This window comes from Brachybacterium sp. HMSC06H03 (assembly GCF_001807385.1).
GTDB classification, from domain to species: domain Bacteria; phylum Actinomycetota; class Actinomycetes; order Actinomycetales; family Dermabacteraceae; genus Brachybacterium; species Brachybacterium conglomeratum.
On sequence record NZ_KV788922.1, the window covers coordinates 1 to 25,137 of the forward strand.

Annotated in this window: 20 protein-coding genes and 1 pseudogene; 11 read left to right on the forward strand and 10 right to left on the reverse strand. The window is 71.7% G+C overall.

What is annotated here, in order from left to right; translation table 11 throughout:
* From HMPREF3159_RS13745 to HMPREF3159_RS13760, 4 genes are all read right to left on the reverse strand, one after another.
* On the reverse strand, nt 1-369 hold a 369-nt coding region (locus HMPREF3159_RS13745), incomplete at its 3' end, for a PRC-barrel domain-containing protein (protein ID WP_141748241.1).
* Nucleotides 370-424: 55 nt separating this feature from the next.
* Nucleotides 425-1,282, reverse strand: a complete 858-nt coding sequence (locus tag HMPREF3159_RS13750) for a TetR/AcrR family transcriptional regulator (RefSeq protein WP_070501696.1) — start codon at nt 1,280-1,282, stop codon at nt 425-427.
* A 19-nt stretch (nt 1,283-1,301) separates the two neighbouring features.
* Nucleotides 1,302-2,414: an aspartate-semialdehyde dehydrogenase gene (locus HMPREF3159_RS13755; protein WP_083305960.1), complete on the reverse strand. Its 1,113-nt coding sequence runs from the start codon at nt 2,412-2,414 to the stop codon at nt 1,302-1,304.
* A complete protein-coding gene (locus HMPREF3159_RS13760) occupies nt 2,411-3,778 on the reverse strand; it encodes an aspartate kinase (RefSeq protein WP_070501698.1) in 1,368 nt (455 codons plus the stop codon). Before HMPREF3159_RS13760 ends, HMPREF3159_RS13755 begins: the two co-directional genes overlap by 4 nt.
* A 584-nt stretch (nt 3,779-4,362) precedes the next feature.
* Here HMPREF3159_RS13760 and HMPREF3159_RS13765 point away from each other — a divergent pair.
* Complete coding sequence (locus HMPREF3159_RS13765; protein WP_070501700.1) at nt 4,363-5,367, forward strand: hypothetical protein; 1,005 nt, start codon at nt 4,363-4,365, stop codon at nt 5,365-5,367.
* Between the two features lie 258 nt (nt 5,368-5,625).
* On the opposite strand, the gene HMPREF3159_RS13770 is transcribed toward HMPREF3159_RS13765, so the two are convergent.
* Nucleotides 5,626-7,218, reverse strand: a complete 1,593-nt coding sequence (locus tag HMPREF3159_RS13770) for a mannitol dehydrogenase family protein (RefSeq protein ID WP_070501701.1) — start codon at nt 7,216-7,218, stop codon at nt 5,626-5,628.
* 223 nt (nt 7,219-7,441) lie between these two features.
* On the reverse strand, nt 7,442-8,467 hold the full coding sequence (locus HMPREF3159_RS13775) for a sugar-binding transcriptional regulator (RefSeq protein WP_070501702.1): 1,026 nt from the start codon (nt 8,465-8,467) through the stop codon (nt 7,442-7,444).
* Nucleotides 8,468-8,701: 234 nt separating this feature from the next.
* Between HMPREF3159_RS13775 and HMPREF3159_RS13780 the strand changes: the two genes are divergently transcribed.
* From HMPREF3159_RS13780 to HMPREF3159_RS13790, 3 genes are read left to right on the forward strand one after another with little or no spacing between them, the layout of a single operon-like run.
* A complete protein-coding gene (locus tag HMPREF3159_RS13780) occupies nt 8,702-10,096 on the forward strand; it encodes an ABC transporter substrate-binding protein (RefSeq protein WP_070501703.1) in 1,395 nt (464 codons plus the stop codon).
* A gap of 3 nt (nt 10,097-10,099) precedes the next feature.
* Nucleotides 10,100-11,065 carry a carbohydrate ABC transporter permease gene (locus HMPREF3159_RS13785; protein ID WP_070501704.1) on the forward strand — a complete coding sequence of 322 codons (966 nt, stop codon included), beginning with the start codon at nt 10,100-10,102 and terminating at the stop codon, nt 11,063-11,065.
* A 52-nt stretch (nt 11,066-11,117) separates the two neighbouring features.
* A complete protein-coding gene (locus tag HMPREF3159_RS13790) occupies nt 11,118-12,002 on the forward strand; it encodes a carbohydrate ABC transporter permease (RefSeq protein ID WP_070501705.1) in 885 nt (294 codons plus the stop codon).
* 120 nt (nt 12,003-12,122) lie between these two features.
* Here HMPREF3159_RS13790 and HMPREF3159_RS13795 read toward each other — a convergent pair whose 3' ends face one another.
* A complete protein-coding gene (locus tag HMPREF3159_RS13795) occupies nt 12,123-14,453 on the reverse strand; it encodes an NAD(+) synthase (protein WP_070501706.1) in 2,331 nt (776 codons plus the stop codon).
* Between the two features lie 131 nt (nt 14,454-14,584).
* On the opposite strand from HMPREF3159_RS13795, the gene HMPREF3159_RS13800 reads away from it, so the two are divergent.
* The 5 genes from HMPREF3159_RS13800 to HMPREF3159_RS13820 all read left to right on the forward strand — a co-directional run bounded on the left by HMPREF3159_RS13800 (nt 14,585) and on the right by HMPREF3159_RS13820 (nt 20,055).
* Nucleotides 14,585-15,448 (forward strand): carbohydrate ABC transporter permease, encoded by an 864-nt coding sequence (locus HMPREF3159_RS13800; RefSeq protein WP_070501708.1) that lies wholly within the window; start codon nt 14,585-14,587, stop codon nt 15,446-15,448.
* Between the two features lie 13 nt (nt 15,449-15,461).
* A complete protein-coding gene (locus HMPREF3159_RS13805; RefSeq protein WP_010549351.1) occupies nt 15,462-16,334 on the forward strand; it encodes a carbohydrate ABC transporter permease in 873 nt (290 codons plus the stop codon).
* Between the two features lie 98 nt (nt 16,335-16,432).
* Nucleotides 16,433-17,800, forward strand: coding sequence for an ABC transporter substrate-binding protein (locus HMPREF3159_RS13810; protein ID WP_070501710.1), 1,368 nt, complete (start codon nt 16,433-16,435; stop codon nt 17,798-17,800).
* A gap of 93 nt (nt 17,801-17,893) precedes the next feature.
* Complete coding sequence (locus tag HMPREF3159_RS13815; protein WP_083305961.1) at nt 17,894-18,928, forward strand: ABC transporter ATP-binding protein; 1,035 nt, start codon at nt 17,894-17,896, stop codon at nt 18,926-18,928.
* Nucleotides 18,928-20,055 carry an ABC transporter permease gene (locus tag HMPREF3159_RS13820; RefSeq protein ID WP_070501712.1) on the forward strand — a complete coding sequence of 376 codons (1,128 nt, stop codon included), beginning with the start codon at nt 18,928-18,930 and terminating at the stop codon, nt 20,053-20,055. Before HMPREF3159_RS13815 ends, HMPREF3159_RS13820 begins: the two co-directional genes overlap by 1 nt.
* Before the next feature lie 122 nt (nt 20,056-20,177).
* Here HMPREF3159_RS13820 and HMPREF3159_RS13825 read toward each other — a convergent pair whose 3' ends face one another.
* Together HMPREF3159_RS13825 and recR are read right to left on the reverse strand one after the other, a co-directional pair.
* Nucleotides 20,178-21,878, reverse strand: a complete 1,701-nt coding sequence (locus HMPREF3159_RS13825; RefSeq protein ID WP_070501714.1) for a hypothetical protein — start codon at nt 21,876-21,878, stop codon at nt 20,178-20,180.
* A 19-nt stretch (nt 21,879-21,897) separates the two neighbouring features.
* Nucleotides 21,898-22,491 (reverse strand): recombination mediator RecR, encoded by a 594-nt coding sequence (gene recR, locus HMPREF3159_RS13830; RefSeq protein ID WP_010549346.1) that lies wholly within the window; start codon nt 22,489-22,491, stop codon nt 21,898-21,900.
* Nucleotides 22,492-22,638: 147 nt separating this feature from the next.
* Between recR and HMPREF3159_RS13835 the strand changes: the two genes are divergently transcribed.
* Together HMPREF3159_RS13835 and HMPREF3159_RS13840 are read left to right on the forward strand one after the other, a co-directional pair.
* Nucleotides 22,639-24,003, forward strand: a complete 1,365-nt coding sequence (locus HMPREF3159_RS13835; RefSeq protein WP_070501716.1) for a glycoside hydrolase family 125 protein — start codon at nt 22,639-22,641, stop codon at nt 24,001-24,003.
* Nucleotides 24,004-24,144: 141 nt separating this feature from the next.
* Nucleotides 24,145-24,672 (forward strand): GyrI-like domain-containing protein, encoded by a 528-nt coding sequence (locus HMPREF3159_RS13840; RefSeq protein WP_070501718.1) that lies wholly within the window; start codon nt 24,145-24,147, stop codon nt 24,670-24,672.
* A 133-nt stretch (nt 24,673-24,805) separates the two neighbouring features.
* Here HMPREF3159_RS13840 and HMPREF3159_RS16810 read toward each other — a convergent pair.
* Nucleotides 24,806-25,137, reverse strand: a pseudogene (locus tag HMPREF3159_RS16810) (DNA polymerase III subunit gamma and tau); the annotation flags it as partial.

A 25,137-nucleotide genomic window follows, 5' to 3' on the forward strand; every position in this document is an offset into this window, starting at 1 on the left:
GGGCGGGCGCCTCCCGGCCCGCGCCGTCGCGGCGTCCACGCGCAGGCGTACCACCGCGTCCTCGTCGGGCGCGGGGCTCGCCCCGGGCGGGGTGAGTTCCCCGATCGCCGCGGCCGGGATCAACACGGTGCGCGAGCTCAGCTGGCGGGGCATGACGGTGAGCGCGGCGAGATCGCCGCTCGCATCGTGCTGGTAGACGTCGCGCACGCGGCCGACGACCCGGTCGTCGCTGCCGCGCACGGTGAGCCCGGCGAGGGCCTGCAGGCCCGGCGCCCGGTGGTTAACGAGGGGCTGGTCCCGCGCGTCCCCGGCCTCCGGCCCGCCGGTGAGGCCGGAGGTGCGATCCTCCGGGGTGCGCTCGGCGCTCATCGGGTCTCCTCGCAGGGGGTCACGCCCACGGAGTCTACCGACGGGGTCCAGGTGCTCAGTCGGTCACGCAGCAGAGCCGTACGAACTCCTGCACGTCCGCGATCGGGTCCGCGTCGGAGGTCTTCTGCAGCTCGCGGACCGTGTGCTCGCGCACCGTCAGGCTCAGCAGCAGGGAGAACAGGGAGCGGGCGAGGAACTTCGGCGAGGTCCCGGCGACCAGTTGCCCCCGCTCCTCGAGGCCGTCGAACACCCGCTCCAGCACGTGCTCGTGGACCAGTCGGAGCCGGGCGATCCGGAAGCGGCCGGGATGCCCGGGGTCCACGACCTCCGCCGACAGGGTCGCCAGCAGCGCCATCGAGTGCTTGCGCGGATCCCACGGACCGCCCAGCGCCGCGATCAGCGTCTCCGGCGAGGAGGCGATCGAGTCGGCCGAGTCCAGCAGACCCTGCGCATGCGCCTCGAGCCGGTCGATCACCGCGCCGAGCAGCACCTCCTTCGACGAGAAGTGGTGCAGCATGCCGGGATGCGAGATCCCGACGCGGCGCGAGATGTCGCGCAGGCTCGCACCGTCGTAGCCGCGCTCGGCGAACAGCGATGAGGCGGCGTCGAGGATCATCTCCCGCCGCGAGGGCTCGGCGGCGGTCGAGCCCTCGACCGCGCCGGCCCCGTCGGCCGTGCCCGAGCCGGCCTCGTCGGCCGAGGCTCCGTACGCGCTCTGGAGGCCGGCGCCGAGCCCGCCCTGGGACTCGGTGACGGTATCGAGGTTGCGCAGGACCCGGCCCAGCGGCTCCTCGAGCGTCCCGCCGCCCGCGCGGCACGGCGCCTCCTCGCCGGCTCGATCGGAGAAGACCGCCGACGGCGGCACCGGTCCCGTCCCGGACCCCAGGGCCCCGTTGGTCACGACACTCGTCATCGGCGTTCCTCCTTCGTCATCAGCGGGAGACGATCAGCTCCGCGATCTCGATCGCGTTCAGCGCTGCTCCCTTGCGGAGATTATCGGCCACCGCGAAGAGGATCAGGCCCTTCCCGTCCGGCACCGAGGCGTCCTGTCGGATGCGGCCGACGAATGTGCCGTCCTTGCCGGCCGCCATCAGCGGGGTGGGCAGGTCCACGACGGTCACGCCCGGCGCCGCCTCGAGCAGCTCGCGGGCGCGCTCCGGGGTGATCGGCTGATCGAACTCGGCATGGATCGCGAGGGCGTGGCCGCTCATCACCGGCACGCGCACGCAGGTGCCGGCCACGGGCAGGTCCGGCAGGCCCAGGATGCGGCGGGACTCGTTGCGGAGCTTCTGCTCCTCGTCGGTCTCGCCGGAGCCGTCGTCGACCAGGTTCCCGGCGAGCGCGACCACGTTGTACGCGATCGGCGCCTGGTACACGCCCGGCTCGCCCAGATCCACCGAGGAGCCGTCCAGCGCGAGCTCCTCGACATGGTCGACACCCTTCCTGACCTGCGCGGCGAGCTCTGCGACACCGGCCACGCCGGAGCCGGAGACCGCCTGGTAGGTGGCGACCTTCAGCCGGGCCAGACCCGCCTCGTCGTGGAGGGCCTTCAGGGTCGGCATCGCGGCCATGGTGGTGCAGTTGGGGTTCGCGATGATGCCGCGCTTCGGGGCGGTGATCTGCTCCGGGTTCACCTCGGAGACCACCAGCGGCACCTCCTCGTCACGGCGCCAGGCCGAGGAGTTGTCGACGACCACGGCGCCCGCCTCGGCGAAGCGGGGCGCGAGCGCCTTCGAGGTCGAGCCGCCGGCGGAGAAGATCGCGACGTCCAGTCGCCGCCCCTCGGAGGTGATGTCGGCGGTCTCCGCGTCCTCGACCACGAGGTCGAGACCGGCATAGGAGACGGCGCTTCCGGCGCTGCGGGCGGAGGCGAACACGCGGATCGCGGAGTGTGCGACCGAGCGGTCGGCGAGCAGGGCGAGCATCACACGCCCGACCTGGCCGGTGGCGCCGACGACGCCGAGGACGGGCCCGTCGGCCGCGTAGCCGGGGGTGCCCGAGAAATCGGGCGCGGTGGTGGGGCTGGGGGTGCTGGTGGTGTTCATCGTCCGGTCCCTCCGTAGACCACGGCCTCGGTCTGCTCGGCGTCGAGGCCGAACGCCGTGTGGATCACGCGCACCGCGTCGTCGAGCCGCGACTGCTCGGTGACGACGGAGATGCGGATCTCCGAGGTGGAGATCATGTCGATGTTGATGCCCGCCTCGCCGAGCGAGCGGAACAGGGTCGCCGAGACGCCCGGGTGCGCGCGCATCCCGGCGCCGACGATGGAGACCTTCCCGATCTGGTCGTCGTAGCGGACCTCGGTGAAGCCGATCGCCTCGCGCGCCTTCTCGATCGCCTCGAGGGCGGCCGGGGCGTCGGACTCCGGGAGGGTCAAGGAGATCGCGACGGTGTCGTCGACCGTCGAGGAGTTCTGCACGATCATGTCGATGTTCGCGCCGGTCCCGGCGACCACGTCGAACAGCAGTGCCGCCTTGCCCGGCGCGTCCGGGACCTCGACGACGGTGATCTTGCCTTCGCTGCGGTCGTGGGCGACGCCCGAGATGATCGGCGCCTCGAGGCCCGGTGCTGCGATGTCGTCCATGGGGAGCTCCTTGGTCGGGTCGGCGGCGTCGCGACGGGCGGCGTCCGCGGGGCGGAGGGTGACGTCGGGGTCGATCGGGATCTCGCGGTCGGGCTCGTCGGTGACGATCGTGCCGAGCCGGCCCGAGTACGAGGAGCGCACGTGCAGCGGCACCGCGTAGCGGCGCGCGTACTCGACGCTGCGCGCCATGAGGATCTTCGAGCCGTTCGCGGCCATCTCCAGCATCTCCTCGCTGGAGATGACGGGGACGCGGCGCGCGGCCGGCGCGATACGGGGATCGGCGGTGAAGACGCCGTCGACGTCGGAGTAGATCTCGCACACGTCCGCCTCGAGCGCCGCGGCGAGCGCGACGGCCGTCGTGTCCGAGCCGCCGCGGCCGAGGGTGGTGATGTCCTTCGTGGTCTGCGAGACGCCCTGGAATCCGGCGACGATCGCGACCGCGCCCTCCTCCAGCGCCTCCTCGATCCGGCCCGGGGTGACGCGCAGGATGTGCGCCTTTCCGTGCACCTCGTCGGTGATCAGCCCGGCCTGCGAGCCGGTGTAGGCGCGGGCGTGGACGCCGGTGTCGTTCAGCGCCATCGACAGCACCGCCATCGAGATCCGCTCACCGGCGGTGACCAGCATGTCCATCTCGCGCGGCGGCGGGTTCGGGCTCACCTGCTCGGCGAGGTCGATCAGGTCGTCGGTGGTGTCGCCCATCGCGGAGACCACCACGACCACCTTGTGTCCGGCCCGGGAGTACATCGAGATGCGGCGCGCGACGCGCTTGATCGAGTCGGCGTCAGCGACGGAGGATCCTCCGAATTTCTGGACGACCAGGCTCATGAGCGGGTTCCTTTGACTGTCGGGGGCGGTGCGGATCGTGCGTGGGTGCGCGGACATCCGCCGTCGCGGGTCCGCTCGAGCCGATCGGACGCCCCGTGCCGTGCGGTCCGAGCCGGGCTCGCGGGAGCGGCGCAGACGCACGCCTCCCGCCGGACACCGCTCGTCCCGGACGATCCGGTGACGCCGTCGCGACACGCAGGCCAGTCTACGAAGACGGCTCCCCGAAGCCCCAGTGACCTCGTCATTCGAGACAGAGGGCCAGGTCAGGACGGTTCGCGCACGTGACCGGCGCAACACCGCCCCGGGCGCGGCGGGGCTGGGCCTCGCGGCCCGGTCACCGATCCTGACCCCCGACATCAGCACCGGAAGGTTCTCCGAGACGTGGCTTTGTGCTCCTCTGCGGGCCCATACCGTCACTCAGCCACGTCTCGCATGGCGTGGGCAGCTCACCGAGTCTGCTGCGACCTTTGGCCGAGGTGCTGTGGAGGAACGGTCCGGGGCCATGACCTGCCGATCCGTCCCGTCGTACGAGGCGATGTGGAGGACTGCGCGACGGGACGGCCCGTCCGGGGGAGGCTCCCTGCATGCCGCGCCGCTTGCTCCCGCTGCCCGCCTCGATCAGCAGGCCCGTGTTCACCGCCGCTGAAGCGCGCGCCGCTGGAGTCTCGGGAGGCAGACTGCGCGCCGCCGACGTCTCACGGATCGACCGAGGGCTCTATGTCATGACGGAACGGTCGACCGGGGCCGCGAGCTCGCCCGAGAGCGACGGGACCCCGCACGAAGAGGGGGCGAGCGCGGTCCGGGAGGCCGACGTGATCCGTGCGCTGCAGCGCGCCGACCCGGACGCGGTCGCCTGCGGGCTCAGCGCGGCCAGGCTGTGGAACCTTCCCCTTCCGCTCGGCCTCAGCTCCTGGGATGCCGACGACCCGGACTCGACGATCACCATGTCCCTCACCGGGTTCCATCGGCTCAACACGAAGCAGGTGACTTGGCGATCCAGCGACATCTCCTCTCGCGAGAGGACCCGCCTGCGAGGCATCGGCACCACCACGCGCCTGCGAACCTTCCTCGAGCTCGCCGAGGTGCTTCCCCAGGACGACCTGGTGGCGATCGGCGATCATCTCGTGCGCATGCCTCGTCCCTCCCTCGAGAGCCGCAGCCTGCCTCATGTCCCTATCGACGAACTCTCCGACGTCGTCGTCCGGTTCCGGGGCCGCGGGTCACGCCGGCTGCGGTCCGCGATGGCGGACGTCCGCGTCGGCGCGGACTCGCCTCAGGAGACGTTCCTGCGCCTCGCGCTGCTTCGGTCCGGCCTGCCCGAGCCAGTGCTGAACACGACGATCCGTCAGGACGGGCGATGGCTCGGGGAGCCGGACATGTCGTGGCCGCAGTGGAAGGTCTGCCTCGAATACGACGGGAGGCACCACCGCACCCGGACGCAGCAGGAGAAGGACATCCTGCGCGGGGAGCGACGACGGCTCGCGGGATGGACCGAGCTCGTGGTCTCCGTGGGCGACATGGATCGTGGCGCAGCACGGGCCATCGAGCGAGTGAGGTCGGAGCTGCGCAGGCGCGGCCACACGGGATGAGCGCGCCTCGAGTCGGCCGTGCAGGATGAGCTCGCGTCCGACCGGCCGTGCGCCGTGAGCACCCCGAGTCGGCCAGTCGATGCAAAGCTCCGAGCCGGTCGTGCGCGGCGGCCTCCGGACCAGGCCCCCGATGACGATGTGCCGAGTCCTCTGCGGCGCAGGGGGCGAGGCGTGGCTTTGTGCTCGAATGACTCGCAATAACGACACAAAGCCACGTCTCGCCGCACCGGGCGGAACCGGGACCGGCTGGGCCGCAGGTCAGAGTCCGGCGGTGAGCTCGGTGAGGAGGGCGCGGGCGCCGTCGGTGCGGAGCACCTCGAGGGCGTGGAGGTAGGGCGTCGTGAACGCCTCGTGCTCGACCAGGTCGCCGAACAGCTCCTCGTCGCGGAGGAAGGCGAGCGGATCCTCGTCGTGCTTCGCGGCGGCGGCCATGACGCGGTCGTGGAGGCGGTCCACGACGGGCCACTGCTCGCCGTTCTCCCCGGTGCCCTCGGCGTACCGGGCCCAGGAGGCGACGATCGCGGCCGATGCCGAGATCTCGCGGCCGGCCTCGAGGTTCTCCCGGATCACGGGCACGAGCCAGGTGGGGATGCGGTCGGAGGACTCGGCGGCGAGGCGGGCGAGGGTGTCCTTCACGCTCGTGTTCGCGAAGCGCGCCATGAGCTCGTCCTTGTAGGCATCGAGGTCCATGCCGGGCACCTCGGGCACGGTCGGGGTGCCCTCACGGTCCATGTACAGGGTGCGGGTGAAGGGGGCGAGGTGCGGATCGACGGCGGCCTCGTCGGCATAGGTCTGCCCGAGCAGCAGGCCGAAGTAGGCGATGGCCTGGTGGGAGCAGTTCAGCAGGCGCAGCTTCATCAGCTCGTACGGCTCGACGTCCTCGACCATCTGCACGCCGACCTCCTCCCAGGCGGGGCGGCCCTCGGGGAACTCGTCCTCGAGCACCCACTGCACGAAGTCCTCGCTGACCACGGGCCAGACGTCCTCGATGCCGTAGTCCGAGGCGATCATCGCGATGTCCGACTCCGCGGTGACGGGGGTGATGCGGTCGACCATGCAGTTGGGAAAGGCGACGTCGGAGGCGATCCAGTCCGCGATCGGGGCATCGCCGTGCAGGCCGTTCTCGTCGCGGCGCTGCGCATAGGCGAGGATCATGCGCTTGGCGAGGTCCCCGTTGCCGCGCACGTTGTCGCAGGACATGACGGTGAAGGGGGCGGTGCCGGCCTCGCGGCGTCGGCGCAGCGCCTCGACCACGTAGCCGAACATCGTGCGGGGCTGACCCACCCGCTGCGCGGAGTTCGCGCCGCCGTCGTCCGAGCCCGCGAGGGCCGCGGCCTGGGCGTCGGCAGGATCGAACCGCGTGGCGAGGTCCGCGGCGACCGCCTCGGTCTCGTACTGGAACCCCCCGGTGGAGGGGTTGTAGTTGTACCCGCCCTCGGTGACGGTGAGCGAGACGATCCGCACGGCCGGGTCGGTCATCTGGGCGAGCACGGCCTCGGGATCGTCGGGCGCGAAGAGGTAGCGGGCGATCGAGCCGATCACGCGGGGGTCGCGCGTCCCGTCGGGCGCCTTCGTGACCAGGGTGTACAGGGAGTCCTGGGCGTCGAGCGCGTCGCGCATCCGGGCGTCGCCCGGCAGCAGGCCGACGCCGCAGAGCGCCCAGTCGAGGTCGCGTCCGGCGTTCATGAGGCGGTCGAGGTACATCGCCTGGTGGGCGCGATGGAAGCCGCCGACGCCGAAGTGGACGATGCCGACCCGTCGCTCATCCAGCGGCTGCTGCGGGGTGGCGACCTCGCCGCGCGCGGCGATCTCGGAGAGGCTGGAGGCGGTCAGGGCGGTCGGAGCGGTCATCGGCTCATCCTTCGACGAGGAATCGGGGGTGCGCCCGACGATACACACTCCGGCGTCAGATGAGCAGAGGGTGGCGCTCACCTGTTCGACGCCGGGCTCACCGCAGTCCCGAGGGGGCCGAGCGGCGGCGCGGTCGACCCGAGGCGACACGGCGGCGCTACGCGGGACCGGATCGGCCAGCACAGCAGAGGCGGAGCGGCCGACCGAGCACGAAGGGGCGCGCTCAGCCCAGGTGCGCCTCGACCTGCTCGGCGAGCTCGGGGGCGAGGACGATGTCGTCGACGAGGCCGGAGCGGGCCGCGGCGAGCACCGCGTCGGGATGGCCGCCAGCGGGGATCGCGGCGATGACGCGGGCGCGGCGGAGCTGGTCGGGCCGCACCCCGATCACGCGGTCCTCGACGGCGGAGTGCCACACGGCACCGCTCCCACCGAGCAGGATCCCGCAGATCTCGGCGACGACGCCGGCGTCGAGGGCGCGCTGCTGCTCGGCGGGGCGCAGCCGGCTCCAGAGGGTCGAGGCCCCGTCGGCCCAGGCGCCGACGGATACGGTCGCGACGTCGAGCCCGTCGGCCGCATCGAGCGCCGTGCGCACCTCCTCCATGGAGCGCAGCGAGGCCGCGACCTGCGGGGAGTCGACGATGAGCGGGGTGGGCAGGGCCCAGACCTGGCCGCCGGAGCGGGCACCGAGCTCGTGGACCAGCGCCGAGGACTGCGCGGTCGAGTGCCCGGCGGTGCTCACGGGGCCGACGAGCTGGACGATGTCGGCAGCGGGCAGCGCGTCGAGCGCGGCGGGCAGGTGCATGAGGGTGCGCGACCAGGCCACGCCGAGCCGTCCGCCCTCGCGCAGGTGACGGAGCAGCAGGCCCGCGACCTGGCGGGCGATCGCGGCGCGGGGCGCCTCGCCGGGGCGGGCGACCGCGACGGTGACGGAGGAGATGCCCAGGCGCTCGGCGAGCGGGGAGAGGTCGCGGCCGGCGGCGGTCGGGTCGACGACCTCGATGCGGACGATGCCCTCGGCGCGCGCCTCGTCGAGCAGGCGCGCGACCTGGAAGCGGGAGAGTCCGTGGCGCCGGGCGAGCTCGATCTTCGGCACGCCCTCGAGGTGGTGCTCGCTCGCGAGGGCGACCTTGAGCGCGATCGCGTCCGCAGCTCCGGGACCGGCCTCCACCCCAGGGCCGGCTTGCATCCCGGCACCCGCCTGCGCCCCGGCACCGGCCTGCATCCCGGCTCCGGCCTGCTCGCTCCCCATCGGTCCTCCCTCCGCAGCCTGCATCGCCCCCTCAGGTGAGGGCAGATTGTTGCTCGGCTGAGCGTATATGACTACGCTCACCCTCAGTTGAGAAGTCTCCCCGCTCATCTGAGCGAGCGGTCGTCCCGTCGGCCGTGCCCTCCCGGGCACGCCCCCGCGGCGCCGACCGTGCCCGCCCTCCGCGACGACGCGCCCGAGCGGCCCGTCTCCGCGATGTTCACAGGAGAACAGCGCATGGGTCCCCGTCCCCACCCCTCACCCTCGCCACGGCCTCTCCGTCCCCGTCGACGCGCGGTCCTCGGCGCCGGGCTCGCCGCGGGCCTCGGCGCCGCCGGCTTCGCCGGATGCGGCACCGGCTCCTCCGCCGGCGGGAAGGAGTCGATCGTCGTCGCGATCGTCTCGAACCCGCAGATGCAGGACGCCATCAGCCTCATCGACCGCTTCACCGCCCAGCATCCCGACATCGACGTGCGCTTCGTGTCCCTGCCGGAGAACGAGGCGCGCGCGAAGATCACCGCCTCGGTCGCCTCCGGCGGCGGCGAGTTCGACGTCGTGATGATCTCCAACTACGAGACCCCGCTGTGGGCCCCGAACGGCTGGCTCACCGACCTCGAGCCGTACATCGCCCGCACCGAGGGCTACGCGCCGGAGGACTTCGTCCCCACGATCAAGGACGCGCTCACCGTCGACGGCGCGATGTACTCCGTCCCCTTCTACGGCGAGAGCGCCTTCCTGGTCTACCGCCAGGACCTCTTCGACGAGGCCGGGCTGACCATGCCCGAACGTCCCGGCTGGGACGACATCCGCTCCTTCGCCTCCGCCCTGCACGACCCCGAGGCGGGCATGAGCGGGATCGCGCTGCGCGGACTCGCGGGCTGGGGCGAGAACCTCGCCCCGATGAGCACCGTCATCAACACCTTCGGCGGCTGCTGGTTCGACATGGACTGGGCCCCGCGCCTGGACTCCCCCGAGGTGCACGACGCCGTCGCGCTCTACGTCGACACCCTGCGCTCCTACGGCCAGCCCGGCGCCGCGACCTCCGGCTTCGGCGAGTGCCTGACCCAGTTCAGCCAGGGCAACGCCGCCATGTGGTTCGACGCCTCCTCGATGGTCTCCGGGGTGGAGAACCCCGACTCCTCGACCGTCGTGGGGAAGACCGGCTACGCGCTCGGGCCGACGAAGGACACCGAGTACGCCGGCTGGCTCTACTCCTGGGCGCTCGCGATCCCCGAGACCAGCCGCAAGAAGGACGCCGCCTGGGAGTTCATCGCCTGGATGACCCACCCCGACTACTTCCAGCTGGTGGGCCAGGAGATCGGCTGGGAGGCGCTGCCGCCAGGATCACGCCTGTCCACCTATGAGATCCCCGAGTACGCGGAGCTCTCGAAGACCTACGCCGAGCCGACCCTCGACTCGATGGAGAACTCGACCCAGGAGAACTCGATGACCGTGGACGTCCCCTACGACGGGCTGCAGAACGTCGTGATCCCCGAGTTCCAGGACCTCGGCACCCGCGTCGGCCAGCAGTTCTCCGCCGCGATCGCCGGGCAGAAGAGCGTCGAGGAGGCCCTCGACCAGGCGCAGGGCTTCGCCGAGTCCGTCGCCCGCACCTACGGCTGGGAGGGCTGAGCCATGACCGCACTGGACACCGCACCCGCACCCGGAGGGCGCGCCCCGTCGGCCGACGGCCCCCGCGCCCGCCGCCACGAGGACGGGGCCTCCCGCGCCGAGGGCTGGCGCCGTCGGCTCCCGCTGATGCCCGCCTTCGTGTTCGTCGTGATCTGCACGCAGATCCCGTTCCTGCTCACGATCTGGTACTCGCTGCGCTCACGGAACCTGCTGCGCCCCGAGGGCGAGACGTTCGTGGGGCTGCGGAACTACTTCGACCTCGCCGTCGACTCGACCTTCCGCACCGCGGCGCTGAACTCGATCCTCATCACGCTGGGCTGTGTGCTCGTCTCGCTGCTGCTGGGACTCGGGCTCGCGCTGCTGCTGGACCGGGAGTTCGTGGGCCGCGGATTCATCCGCACCCTGCTGATCACGCCGTTCCTGATCATGCCGGTGGCCGGCGCGATGCTGTGGTCGATCTCGATGTTCGACCCCACCTACGGACTCGTGAACTGGCTGATCGGCACCGTCGGCGTCTCCCCGGTGGACTGGACCAGCCAGTTCCCGATGCTCTCGATCATCATCGCGCTGGTGTGGCAGTGGACGCCGTTCATGATGCTGCTGCTCCTGGCCGGCCTGCAGTCCCAGACCGGCGATGTGCTCGAGGCCGCGCAGATGGACGGGGCCGGGACGTGGACCACCTTCGTCCACATCACCCTCCCCCACCTGCGGTTCTACCTCGAGCTGTCGGTGCTGCTGGGCGCGATCTACGTGGTCAACACCTTCGACCAGATCTACCTCATGACCGCAGGCGGGCCCGGCACGGCGTCCGCGAACCTGCCGTTCTACATCTACCAGCGCGCCTTCCTCGGCTTCGACATCGGGCAGTCCGCCGCGATGGGCGTGGTCACGGTGATCGCCACGATCATCATCGCGACCTTCGCGCTGCGCCTGATCTTCACGAGCATCAACTCCAAGGAGCAGTCATGACCGCCACCCTCCATCGACGAACTGCGAGGAACGAGCGGGAGGGGAGGGAGTCATGAGCACAGCCACAGTCTCTGCCTCGGCCGCTCCTGCCGCCGTGCGCGCTCCCCGCGCCCGCCGTGGCAGGGGCCGGATCGGCGGGCACCTGCTCTCCGTCCTCGCCTGGGCGGTCGGCCTGCTGTTCTTCGCGCCGGTGGCGTGGATGGTGCTGACCAGTTTCAAGCAGGAGTCGCAGGCCGCCTCGAACCCGCCCACGTTCTTCTTCACCCCGACGCTCGAGCAGTACACCTCGATCATCAGCTCCGCCCAGGTCGGCTCGTACGTGCTGAACTCGGTGCTCGCCACCGGCATCTCGACGCTGCTGGTGCTGGTCCTCGCGGTGCCGGCCGCGTACGCGGTGAGCATCCGGCCCGTGAAGCGCACGCAGGACGTGCTGTTCTTCTTCATCTCCACGAAGATGCTGCCGGTGGTCGCGGTGATCATGCCGATCTATGTGATCGCCGGGCAGATCCGGATGCTCGACAACATCCTCACCCTCATCGTGCTGTACACGGCGATGAACCTGCCGATCGCGGTGTGGATGATGCGCTCGTTCTTCCTCGAGGTTCCCGGCGAGGTGCTCGAGGCGGCCTCGATCGACGGCGCCTCGCTGCTGCGCACGATGCGCACGGTGCTGCTGCCGATGGTCGCCCCGGGCGTCGCCGCGACGGCACTGATCTGCGTGATCTTCGCGTGGAACGAGTTCTTCTTCGCCCTGAACCTCACCGCGGCGAACGCGGCGACCGTGCCGATCTTCCTGATGTCGACCATGACCTCGGAGGGCCTGTTCCTGGCCCGGCTCTCCGCCGCCTCGGTGCTCGCCTCGCTGCCGGTGGTGCTCGCCGGCTGGATCGCGCAGAAGCAGCTGGTGCGCGGCCTGTCGATGGGTGCGGTGAAGTAGGCGGCCGAGGGGTCCCGTCGGGCGGACCGCTGCGAGACGTGGTTTTCTGCTCCTATAGAGCCCGATAGGAGCAGAAAACCACGTCTCGCTGCATGCCGGAGCCCATGGCACGGCGGCCGCTCAGTCGCCGGGGACGTCGCGCTCGATCTCGGCGAGCCAGGCGGTCGAGGCGGCGTCCGAGGGCATCCGCCAGTCCCCGCGCGGGGAGAGCGAGCCGCCGGCCAGCACCTTCGGGGCGTTGGGCAGGGCGGAGCGCTTGAACTGGTTGGAGAAGAAGCGCCTGGTGAACACGGTCAGCCAGTGCTTGATCTCCTCGCGGGAATAGGCGCGGCGGTCCTCCTCGGAGTAGCCGGCCGGCCACTCCCCCGCCTCCGCATCGCCCCAGGCCTGGTGGGCGAGGTAGGCGATCTTGCGGGGGCCGTAGCCGCGGCGCAGCAGGTGGTAGAGCGTGAAGTCATGCAGCGCGTAGGGGCCGATGGAGTCCTCGGTGGACTGCGCCTTCTCGCCGGGCTTGGTGGGAATCAGCTCCGGGGAGATCTCGGTGTCGAGCACGGCGCGCAGCACCTCGGCGGTCGCGGCGTCGAAGACCCCCTCGGAGATGACCCAGCGGATCAGGTGCTGGATGAGGGTCTTCGGCACGCCGGCGTTCACGCCGTAGTGGGACATGTGGTCGCCCACCCCGTAGGTGCACCAGCCCAGCGCCAGTTCGGAGAGATCGCCGGTGCCCACCACGATGCCGCCGTGGTGGTTCGCGAGGCGGAACAGGTAGTCGTAGCGCATCCCGGCCTGGACGTTCTCGAAGGTCACGTCGTACACCGGCTCACCCTCGCCGAATGGGTGACCCATGTCCTTGAGCATCTGGGTGGAGGCGGGGCGGATGTCGATCGTCTCGAAGCTCGCGCCGATCGCCCTCGAGAGCAGCTCGGCGTTGGAGCGGGTGTGCTCGGTGGTGGCGAAGCCCGGCATCGTGTAGGCGAGGATCTCGGAGCGGTCCCGGCCCAGCAGGTCCATCGCGCGGGCGCACACGATGAGCGCGTGGGTGGAGTCGAGTCCCCCGGAGACGCCGATGACGGGGCGGGTGCCGCCGGGCTTGTCCCCGCCGATCTGCTTCAGGCGTCGCACCAGCCCTGCGACCTGGATGCTGTACGCCTCGTAGCAGTCCTGGGCGAGGCGCGCGGGGTCGTCGGGCACGAAGGGGAAGCGGTCGAGGTGGCGGCGCAGCGGGCCGGTGGCGGGGCGCGGCCGCTCCGCCAGGACGCCCTCGGGGTCATACGTGCTCCCGGAGTGCGGTGCGTACGCGAACCAGCCCGTCGTCCGTGCGTGCCGGCTCTCCGCCGTGGCGGAGTCCGCGGGCTGTGGCGAGGAGTGCTGGTCGACGCCGTCGGCCGACCCTGGACCGTCGGCCCAGGCCATCGCCCAGTCCGGGTCTCCGGCGACGATCTCGTCGCTCTCGAACGGGCCGAACAGGCTCGTCTCCTCCCAGCCGTCGAACTTCTCGAGCGAGGCGGCGTGGGTGCGGCGGTTGTCGTCGAAGGTGTTCTGGCGGCGCCGCTCGGCGACGATCCGGTCCAGGTCGACGTCGACGATCGTGGAGCGCACGCCCGTCGGGAACCGCTCGGACTCGCCCAGCAGGTCACCGCATTCGTACACGAAGGTCTGCCCGTCCCAGGCGAGATCCGTCGTGGACTCCCCCTCGCCGGCGGCGGCGTAGATGTACGCGGCCTGGCCGCGGGCGGAGGCGGAGCGGGCCATGAGCTTGCGGTCCTCGGCGCGGCCGATCGTGATCGGCGAGCCCGACAGGTTCGCGATCACGGTCGCGCCGGCGAGCGCGGCCTCGGCCGACGGCGGGACCGGCACCCACATGTCCTCGCAGATCTCGACGAACAGGCGCAGCCCCGGCACGTCCTCGACGGTGATGATCGAGTGCGGGGACAGGGCGTGCTCCTCCCCGCCCAGGCGCACCGACTCGCCTGCCGCGTCGTCGCCCGGCGCGAACCAGCGCCGCTCGTAGAACTCGCGGTAGGTGGGGAGGTTCTGCTTCGGGGCGATGCCGAGGATCTGCCCGCGATGGATCACGACGGCGCAGTTGAAGATCCGCGAGCGGTCCTTCGCGCGCAGCGGGGCGCCGAGCACGATGATCGGCATCAGCTCCTCGCTCGCCTCGAGCACGGTGAGCACCGCCTGCTCGGCCGCGTCCAGCAGCGGCTCCTGCAGGACGAGATCGTCGAGGGAGTAGCCGGTCAGGGACAGCTCGGGGAAGACCGCGATCCCGACCTGCTGGTCGTGCAGGTCGCGCAGCACCTCGAGATGGCGCTCGGCGTTCGCGGCCGGGGCGGCGAGCGCGACCGGCAGGGTCACCGCGGCGACGCGCACGAAGCCGTGGTCGTAGATCGAGGCATGGGGGTCCGTGGCCGCGGCCGCGTGACCGGCGGTGTCCGTCGCAGAGGTCATGGCCCGAGCGTAGTGCGCCGCGCCCCTCCCCGTCGGCCCCTGGCCGGGACGGACAGCGCCACGACCTGGGCGGCGCTGCGATAGTTTGACCCGGTGGAACATCGGAGCGTCGCAGGCGGGAGGCATCGACGATGAGCTCCCGCAGACCCCTTCTCGGCTGGCTCCTGATCGCCCCGAGCCTGATCGGCGTCACCTGCTTCCTGATCCTGCCGGTGGTGCTCGCCTTCGTGGTGTCCCTGTTCCGCTGGGACCTGCTGGGCACGCGCACCTTCCTCGGCCTGGACAACTACGCCTCCCTGCTGTCCGACGGCGCACTCGCGAACTCCCTGCTGGTCACGGGCGTTTTCACGCTGATCTCGGTGCCGGTGTCGCTCGCGATCGGGCTCGTGCTCGCCACGCAGCTGGTGCGGGCGCTGCCGGGCTCGGCGATCGTGCGGGTGATCGTGGTGATCCCGTGGGTGTGCGCGCCGCTCGCGCTCGGCGTGGTGTGGAAGTGGATCTTCCAGCCGTCGGTCGGCGCGCTGAACCAGATCCTCGGGGTCCGGATCGAGTGGCTGACCGATCCCTCGCTCGCCCTGCCGGCGGTCGCCTTCGTCGCGATCTGGCAGAACGTCGGCTACATCTCGCTGTTCTTCCAGGCGGGGCTGTCGCGGATCCCCGGCTCGATCTACGAGGCCGCCCGGATCGACGGCGCGAACGCCGGGCAGCAGCTGTGCTTCATGACGATCCCGCTGCTGCGCCCGACGACGTTCTTCCTCGCCGTCACCCAGGTGGTCGCCTCCTTCCAGGTGTTCGACATGGTCTTCGCCCTCACCGGAGGCGGGCCGCAGCACCGCACCGAGGTGATCGCCTCCCTGATCTACCACGAGGCCTTCGAGGCCAGCCGCCTGGGCCGCGCGAGCGCCGTCGCCGTGATCCTGTTCGTCCTGCTGGTGGTGATCACGGTGATCCAGCAGCGCTGGTTCTCCCGTCGCATCACCTACGACATGAGCTGAGAGGAGGGACGAGATGACTGCTCGCACCGCTCGCCGTCGGCCGCTGACCGGTTCGCTGCTCGCGCGCCGCGTGCTCGGCCACGGCGCGACCTATCTCGTGCTGATCGTCGCGGCCGCGCTCACCCTCGGGCCGTTCCTGTTCTCGGTGATGACCGCGCTAACCTCCACCACGCAGTTCGCGCAGGAGGGGCCGCTGTCGCTCCCCGCCCCGCCGGTGCTGGACAACGTGATCGCCCTGTTCAGCTCCGAGGACGGCTTCGTCACCCCGGTCGCGGTGACCGTGCAGATGGTCGCCGTGATCCTGGTGGGGCAGATGGTGTTCTCGGTGCTGGCCGCCTATGCCTTCGCCCAGCTCCGCTTTCCCGGCCGTGACCTGCTGTTCTGGGTGTACATCGCGACGCTGATGGTGCCGCAGGTGGTGGTCGTGGTGCCGCTGTACCTGATGCTCTCGGAGATGGGGCTGCGCAACACCTTCTGGGCGCTCGTGCTGCCCTTCGTGCTCGGCTCCCCCTACGCGATCTTCCTGCTGCGGGAGAACTTCCGCGGCATCCCCTCCGAGCTCATGGACGCCATGCGGATCGACGGGGCGGGGACCCTGCGCCTGCTGTGGCATCTGGTGGTGCCGCTGAACCGGCCGATCATCGTCACGCTGGTGCTGATCACGGTGGTCACGCATTGGAACAGCTTCATGTGGCCGATGGTGATCACCTCCGGGCCCGAATGGCGGGTGATCACCGTGGCGACCTCCGCGCTGCAGTCGCAGTACAACAACAACTGGACCCTGGTGATGGCCGGGACGACGCTGGCGATGCTGCCGCTGGTGATCCTCATGATCGTCTTCCAGAAGCAGATCACGCGCTCGGTCGGCGACGCGACGCTGCGCTGAGGGCCGCGCCCCGCCCCGTCTCGGAAGGTCATCCAGCGCCCCACGACGGGGCCGGCGGACGATAATGGGCAGGACATCACTTCCCGGAAGGACCTCCCATGCTGAAGCGTCGTACCCTTCTCTCCTCCTTCGCCGCCGCCGGCCTGCTCGGCACCGCGGCGGCCTGCTCCCCGTCGGGCGGCGGTGACAGCGGCTCCGGCGGCGAGGGCGGCGGCAGCGATGCCGGCGGCAGCAGCGGCGGTGACAAGGGCACGCTGACCTTCCGTCTGTGGGACGAGAACGCGGTGGCCGCCTACGAGGAGTCCTTCGCCGCGTTCACGGAGCAGTCCGGCTGGAACGTGAAGATCGACGTGGTGCCGTGGGCGGACTACTGGACGCGTCTGCCGCTGGACGTCGCCAGCGGCGATGCAGCCGATGTGTACTGGATGAACTCCGCGAACTACGTGCTGTACAAGGACTCCGGCGACCTGCTGGACATCAACGAGGTCGTCCCCGACGGAGCCTCCCAGTGGGAGAAGGCCGTGGTGGACCTGTACTCGCGCGACGGCGGGCTCTGGGGCGTGCCGCAGATCTGGGACTCGATCGCCTTGTTCTACAACAAGGCGCTGGTCGAGGCGGCGGGCGTGGATCCGTCGGCTCTCGCCTTCGACCCGGCCGCCGACACGGACTCCCTGCGCGAGGCGGGTCGGAAGCTCACCGTGGACGGCGAGGGCCGCCACCCGGGCGAGGACGGCTTCGACGTGGACTCCCGTGCGCAGTTCGGCTTCAACTCGCAGGCCGACCGGCAGGCGATCATCGGCCCGATGCTCGCCTCGAACGGCGCGAAGTGGCAGGACGAGGACAAGTACACCTTCGCCTCCCCCGAGGGCATCGAGGCGTTCCAGTACATGGCGGACCTGATCAACGTCGAGAACATCGCGCCCAGCGCCGCGGACACCAACGAGAACGGCGACTTCACCCGCGACCTGTTCACCCAGGGCAAGCTCGCCCTGTTCCAGTCCGGGCCCTACAACCTGCTGCCGGTCTCCGACGGCGTCGCCGACTCCTTCGAATGGGCGCTCGCCGCCCCGGTCGCGGGCCCCGACGGGGCGAAGTCGCTGGTCCACGGCGTGGTCGCCGTCGGCAACGCGAAGGCCGACGACGAGCAGCAGGCCGGCATCGCCGAGCTGCTGGCCTGGCTCGGTTCGAAGGACGGGCAGCTCCCGCTCGCGGAGCAGGGCGTCTCCTTCCCCGGCCACGTCGACGCGCAGGACGCGTACATCGAGTTCTGGAAGGGCAAGGGCGTGGACGTGAGCGTGTTCGTCGAGGCGGCGAAGAACCCCGCCGAGGCCGACACCGGCGCCCGCGCGAACGCGGGGCTGACCGCCGCGATGCCGATCTTCCAGGAGGTCTTCATCGGCCGGCTCTCCGCCGCCGACGGGATCCCGCAGGCGCAGGAGGAGGGCAACGCCGCCATGGCGGAGTGAGCCGCGGGCTCTCCACCGCTCCCTCACAGTTCGTGCCCCGAACGTGCCCAGGAAGGGCGCTCGCTCCAGGTCAGGGCGTGGGAATGTAGCCCCATGACACAGAGCGCACCCCCGGACGGCCCGCCTCCGCCCCTCCCGCCGGTCGACCATGCCTCCCCGCAGAGGGCTCCCGGCCCGGAGGGGCCGGGGATCGCCGCCGAGCACGTCAGCCGCGCCTTCGGCAGCGTGCAGGCGGTGGCGGACCTGAGCTTCACCGCGCCGCGCGGGGCGGTCACGGCGCTGGTCGGCCCGAACGGCTGCGGCAAGTCGACGCTGATGCTCATGCTCGCCTCGCTGCTGGCCCCCGACTCGGGCCGGGTGCTGGTCGGCGGCGTCGACCCCGCCGAGGACTCCGCCGCGGTGCGCGCCCAGGTGGGCTGGATGCCGGACCAGTTCGGGGCGTGGGACTCGCTGCGGGTCGCCGAGGTGCTCGAGGTGATGGGCCGCGCCTACTTCCTGCCCACCGCGCAGCTGCGCGGGAGGGTGGACGAGCTGCTGGAGCTGCTGGACCTCGTGCCGCTCGCGCAGCAGCCCGCGCACGTGCTCTCCCGCGGGCAGAAGCAGCGCCTGGGCCTGGCTCGTGCGCTCGTGCACGACCCGCAGGTGCTGGTCCTCGACGAACCCGCCTCCGGCCTGGACCCCGCCTCGCGACGCCGCCTGCTGCAGGTGGTCCGCTCACGCGCGGCCGACGGGGCGACCGTGCTGGTCTCCAGCCACATCCTCGGCGAGCTCGAGGAGATGGCCGACCACGTCGTCTTCATGGACGGCGGCCGTGCCGTGGACGCCTCGAGCCTCCGCGACCTCGCCGCCCGGCCGCGCCCGTGGCGTATCTCCTCGCTGCACCACCAGGCGCTCGTCGAGGCGCTCGATCACCTGCAGGTGCGCCACGGAGAGGTGGTGCCCGGCGACCGCACCACCTCCGGTCATGCGGAGGCGGTGGTGGAGCTGCCCGACGACGCGACCGCCGCCCGCCTGCTCGCGGATCTCACTGCCGCGGGCGCCCGGATCATCGGCTTCGGCCCGACGACGGGTCGGCTCGAGGCCGCCTATCTCGCCTCCGACGCCGCGCAGCGAGAAGGAGCCCTGTGATGAGCACTCCCCAGACCCTCGACGCCGGTCCCGGGACCGACCGTCCCCGCGGCCGCGGCAGCTATGCGCTGCGCTGGCGCGGCCTGCGGCTGGTCACCTCGCTCGAGCTGCGCCAGCGCCTGCGCTCCAAGCGCTGGTACGTGTCGCTGGCAGTGTGGACGCTGGTGATGATGGGCATCGGCGCGCTCGGCCTCGGGCCGACGCTGTACTCCGCGCAGTGGGAGGACGTCGGCCCGATCGCGGCGATGGTGTTCAGCCTGCAGATGATCCTGGTGCTCTTCGCGATGCTGCTGGTGGTGCCGGCGCTGTCGGCCGGGTCGATCAACGGCGACCGCACCGCCGGGACCCTCGCGACGCTGCAGGCGAGCCTGCTCAGTCCCGCCGAGATCGTGCTCGGCAAGCTGCTCGCAGGCTTCCTGACCGGCCTCGCCTTCCTGGTCCTCGCCCTGCCCTCGCTGGTGCCGATCGCGCTGCTGGGCAGCATCGGGATCCTGTACATGCTGCGGCTGCTCGGGGTGATCGTGCTGCTCACCCTGTGCGTGACCGCGGTGGGCCTCGGGCTCTCGGCGCTCACCTCGCGGCAGCTCGGCTCGGTGGTGCTCGCCTATGTGATCGTGTTCGGGGTGACGGTGGTGCTGCCGATCGCGTGGGGCTCCACCGCCGTGGTGCTGAACGAGGAGCGGGAGGTCACGAACTACTACACCGTCTACGACGACGAGTACTCGATGGAGAAGAGCCGGTGCGTGGCGGAGCAGGTCGAGGAGACGGTGCCGCGGCTGGACCTCTCCCTGCCGCTGCTGTGGGGGAACCCGGTGGTGCTCCTGGCCGAGGCCGCGCCGACCCTTCCCGCGGACTACGACCCCCTCGAGGACCCGGACACGGATCTGCTGATGACGCTGAAGACCGGGATGCGCTCCGCCGCGACCACCACCCACCCCGTCCACTCCGTGTACTGCTCGCCGGACGACCCCGGCTACCCCACCGATCTCGGCACGCCGCCGAACCGTCCGGTGTGGCCGATGGGTCTCGGGCTGTGGCTGCTCGTCGGGGCGCTGTCCCTCCTGGTCGCGGTGCGGCGGCTCGCCGTGCCGATCCGACGGCTCGGCGCAGGCACGCGGATCGCCTGAGGCGGCGGGGCCGGTCGTGGACGGGTGCTGGCGTCCTGCGTTCCGGTACGGCGATATCTCCGGACCGGGACGCTGGGCGCCATCAGTCGACCACGCGTCCAGGCCGGTACGGAGCCGCCGGTTCAGCGCTCGCGCAGCCCGGTGACCGTGTCGGGGATGTCGTGCAGGTGCGAGGCCTGCTCGGAGGGGCTGTTCCCGCCGCCGGTGAAGGCCGATCCCTCGGAGCCGAAGTCCGGCAGCACGCCCTGGGCGAGGTCCGCCTGCCGCACGGCGGTGCCGCTCGCGCCGGGGGCGTTCTCGTCCACCCACAGCCGCTCCCCCGCCGCGTCGAGGTCGAAGATCTCCAGCGCGTGGTCGCCGCCGTCGGCCTGGAGGCGCTTGCGCAGCGCGGCGCGCACCGCGGGGTCCTTCGCCCGGTCCGCGCGGGTGCCGAACTCGGGGGCGACCAGCGCGTACGGGGTCTGGCGGCGCATGAAGTCACCCGGTGGGCCATAGAGCACGTCGCGCAGTCCGCTCTTCATCGCCTGCGTGGCCGCGACGCCCAGCAGTGGCACGACCATGAGCGCGAGGAGGGTGAGGAACACCCATGTCAGGGCCGTCCCGGCGCCGAGCAGCGGGAGCAGGATCGCGGCGAGGATGGTCCCGGCGAGCGCCCAGCCCGCGCAGAGCCAGCCGGTCAGCGCGCACACCCGCGCCTCCCACGGGTTCACGCGGGCCCGGTGCGCCCACTCGGCGTAGGTGCGCTGGTCCCGCACCTGGGCGCGGTGGCCGGAGGAGAGCGGGACCGCGAGCGCCGGGGCGAGCGCGCAGCCGGCCGCGACGAGCACGAGCAAGGGGAGGCCGACGGCGAGGTGCTGCCAGCGCAGCGGTGTCTCGACCTGGGACAGTCCCGTCGCAGACAGGGAGCCCAGGACGGTGACGAGGTCCGCGATGCCGAGCACCAGCCAGGAGGTCCCGGCCAGGGCGGGCAGCACCCAGGTCAGCGCCGAGCGGGCGATCAGGGCGAGCGCGGTGAGGGCGCCGCGGGGGCTCCTCGCCCCGTCGGCCGCGGGGGTGCCGGGGTTCGGCGGCAGGTGCCGGCGGTCCTGGGCGAGGTGCTGCCGGGCGGCGGCGCGTCGGCGCTCCGGGTCGGTGCCGATGCGCGCCTCGGTGTGCAGCACCTCGTGGGAGGTGATCCTGAGCAGCCGCGCAGCGGGCACGGTGCGGCGCACGAGCACCCAGGCGAGCTCGAGGGCGACCAGCCCGGCGCACCACACGGAGAGCGGGCCCGCGCCGAGCCCGGTCCAGGGCTGCGGCAGGCCGAGCACGACCGTCAGCGGCAGGGCGAGGACGGTGAGCACCGGCAGCGCGAGGAGCATCGCGGTGGTGCGGTCCTCGACGCCGCGCTGGAACTGCGTCTCGGAGAGGAAGCGGCGGGGCTGCAGAGGCGCGACCAGGCGCGGCACCAGCAGCGCCCCGAGCAGGCTCAGCATCGTCGCGACGGCTGGGAGCAGCAGGAACGCGGTCCACAGGCCCTCGGAGGTGAAGTTCAGGGCGCTCATCGCCTGGCGCACGTAGGCCGGATCGCCGAGGCCGGCGAGGAGGGAGAAGAACCAGAAGGTCGGCGAGGCGCCGACGACGTACAGGGTCAATAGCACGTACCAGAGGCCGAGCAGCACGAGCGCCGGCGCCCAGAGGCGACGCAGCAGGCTGCGGAGGATCTCGCGCCGGGACTCGACCATGATCTCCCCCGGCGAGACCAGGTGCGTCTCCTCCTCCGGCAGCCGCGGCGGCGACGGCAGGTCCGTCAGCGGCGGCAGCGTCCGGGAGTGGGGAGAGGTCATCACGGGAACCGGCGGCGCCTCAGACGGTGCGGCGGCCGAGGAACGCGCGGCCCAGGGTCATCTCGTCGGCGTAGTCGAGGTCGCCGCCGACGGGCAGCCCGGAGGCCAGGCGCGTGACGGTCAGCTCGAGCGGTCCGAGCAGGCGGGAGAGATAGGCGGCGGTGGCCTCGCCCTCGATGTTCGGGTCCAGCGCGAGGATGACCTCCTGGGTCTCCCCGGAGCCGAGGCGGCTCATCAGCTGGGTGATGCGCAGGTCGTTCGGGCCGACGCCGCCGATCGGGTCGATCGCGCCGCCGAGCACGTGGTAGCGGCCCTTGAACTCGCGGATCTTCTCGATCGCGACGATGTCCTTGGACTCCTCGACCACGCAGATCACCTCGTCGCTGCGGCGCGGGTCGGTGCAGATGCGGCACTTCTCCTCCGCCGAGACGTTCCCGCAGATCTCGCAGAAGCGGACGGTGTCCTTGACCTGGACGAGCACCTCGGCGAGCCGGCGCACGGCGGCGTCGTCGGCGTCCAGCAGATGGAACGCGATCCGCTGCGCCGACTTGGGGCCGATGCCCGGCAGCTTGCCGAGCTCGTCGATGAGGTCCTGGACGATGCCTTCGTACACGCGTCTCACTCTAGTTAGTTCCCGGGGCCGACGTGCGGCGACGGCGCCGAGGTGGTGTGGATCGCTGCGCGCTTCGCGGACGGCCGGACCGGGCGTGCGAGACCTCGATACGCTGACGATCCCGACCCACTCTCGATGCGGAGAACCATGGCCAGGCTTCCCGACACCCTCCTCGACGCGGTGCAGGCACGCGTGCTCGAGGGACTCGCCGACCTCGGCGCCCCCGACGCGCTGGTCGGCGAGATCGCGCAGCGCGTGGTCGCGTACCTGCGCAACACCTCCGAGACCACGGTGAGCGTGGAGGAGGACGGCACCACCTTCGTGATCACCGGAGACATCCCCGCGATGTGGCTGCGGGACTCCGCCGCGCAGCTGACCCCGCTGCTGCGGCTCGTGGTCGCCGGGGTGGGGGCCGACGAGGACCGCGCCGAGCTGGTCGCGCTGCTCGCCGGTCTGCTGCGCCGCCACTGGCAGTACCTCGAGATCGACCCGTACGCCAATGCCTTCAACCGCGCCCCGGACTCCTCCCACTGGGACGCGGACGAGACCGAGCGCGAGAACCCCTGGGCGTGGGAGCGCAAGTTCGAGCTCGACTCCCTCTCCTACGGCCCCGACCTCGCCTGGCGGCTGTGGCGCGCGACCGGCGACACCTCCTGGGCCGACGAGCGCTTCCTGCCCGCGGCCCGCGCGATCCTCTCCACCGTCCGGGCCGAGCAGCACCACGAGGAGCGCTCCGCGTACTTCTTACGACGCTCCGGCGTGCCCGCCCAGGACACCCTCGCCCGGGAGGGGCGCGGCTCCCTCACCACGCCGAACGGCCTGGTGTGGGCGGGATTCCGCCCCTCGGACGATGCCTGCGAGCTGGGCTACAACATCCCCGGCAACCACTTCCTCGCCCTCGCCCTCGAGCGTCTCGCGGAGCTGCTGGAGCAGGTCGCGGACGCCCCGGCGGAGGCGGACGAGGCGCGGGCGCGGGCGGAGCAGATCCGTGCGGCGCTGGTCGAGCACGGCACGATCGAGGGGCCGACGGGCGAGCGGGTCTGGGCCTACGAGGTCGACGGTCGCGGCGAGCACCGGTTCCTGGACGACGCGAACGTGCCGAGCCTGCTCGCCCTGCCGTACCTGGGCTGCGTGGCGCAGGATGATCCGCTGTACCTGGCCACCCGCGCCGCGGTGCTCTCGCGCAGCAACCCGTACTACTACGAGGGGCTGTACCTCGAGGGCGTCGGCTCCCCGCACACCCCGAAGGACCATGTGTGGCCGATCGCGCTCGCGGTCGAGGGGCTGACCAGCGCGGAGCGCGGCGAGAAGCTGCATCTGCTCGAGCAGATGATCCGCACGGACGGCGGGACCGGGATGATGCACGAGGGCGTGCACGTGGACGACCCGTCGGTGTTCACGCGGGAGTGGTTCTCCTGGTCGAACTCGATGTTCTGCGAACTGGCGCTGGATCTGGCCGGCGTCCTGCGGGATCGGTCCGGCACGCACGAGGGGGCGGGTTCCCGCGCCTGAACCCCGGGCATGACGGGGATCCACCGCAGAGGGCGGCGGCCCCTGGTGGGGCTGGTGGCGTCCAGCCTGCCGCGATAGCGTCTGACCGGGCCGCCGCCATCCTGCTCGGCCCCCCGCCGACCGCGAACAGGACGAGTCCCGATGTCGCCGATGCCCGCCCCGTACGACGCCGCCGAGCCCGCCACCTCCTGCCGGATCACGGAGGCTCCCGAGATCACGACGGCCGTCGTGGTCCAGCACGACTTCCCGATGTACGACATGCCCGCCCTGATGGACGGCACGTTCTCCCATCTCGCCGAGGCGCTGGCGGCGCAGGGCATCCGCCCGATCGGCCCCGCGTTCTCCCTGCACCACCGGGCGCCGGTCGCGACGGCCGATCTCGAGGTGGGCCTCCCGGTGGACGCCCCGCTGACCGAACCCCTCGAACTGCCCAGCGGCTACGAGGTCATCGGGTCGAGCATCCCGGGCGGTCGCATCGCGTGGATCTCGCACCTCGGCGCCTACGGCGGCCTCGCGGAGAAATGGGGGGCGTTCACCGAGCAGGTCGGGGAGCCCGACGAGCAGATGACGTACCCGTTCTGGGAGTTCTACGTCACCGAGCCGCATCCCGATATGAACCCGGCGACCCTGCGCACGGACCTGTTCTCCCTGCTCGAGCCGCGCAGCTGAGAGACGCTCGGAAGGGCGCGCGCCGCTTCGGTGCTCGCCCGCTCAGACGGTCCGCTCTGCGGTGCCGGCTCCGCTCGGCGCAATCCCGCACAAACGGCATCGGCTCAGCGCGGGCTGTCCCTAGTGCGCTGGGTCAGCGTGGGCGGTTCTCGTCGATGACTTCGAGGACCCTGCCGCCGAGCATCTTCTCGATCACCTCGCGGCCGTTCCGGGTCGCGACGACGGCGTCCTCGTCGTCCCGGGTCGCGCCGCCGGTCGGGTCCGGATCGGCCTCCGGTGCAGGATCCGTCTGGACCCGCCCTCCTCGCAGGCGCTGACCCGCGGTGCGGGACGCCATCGCGGCCTCGCGGACGAGCGCGGCACCGCTGCGCGGCGCGTCTGACGCCGACGGCGCGGCGGGTGCGGCGGTGGGAGCTGCGGCGGGCGGCGTGGTCGGACCTGCGGCGGGCGGAGCCGACGGTGCCG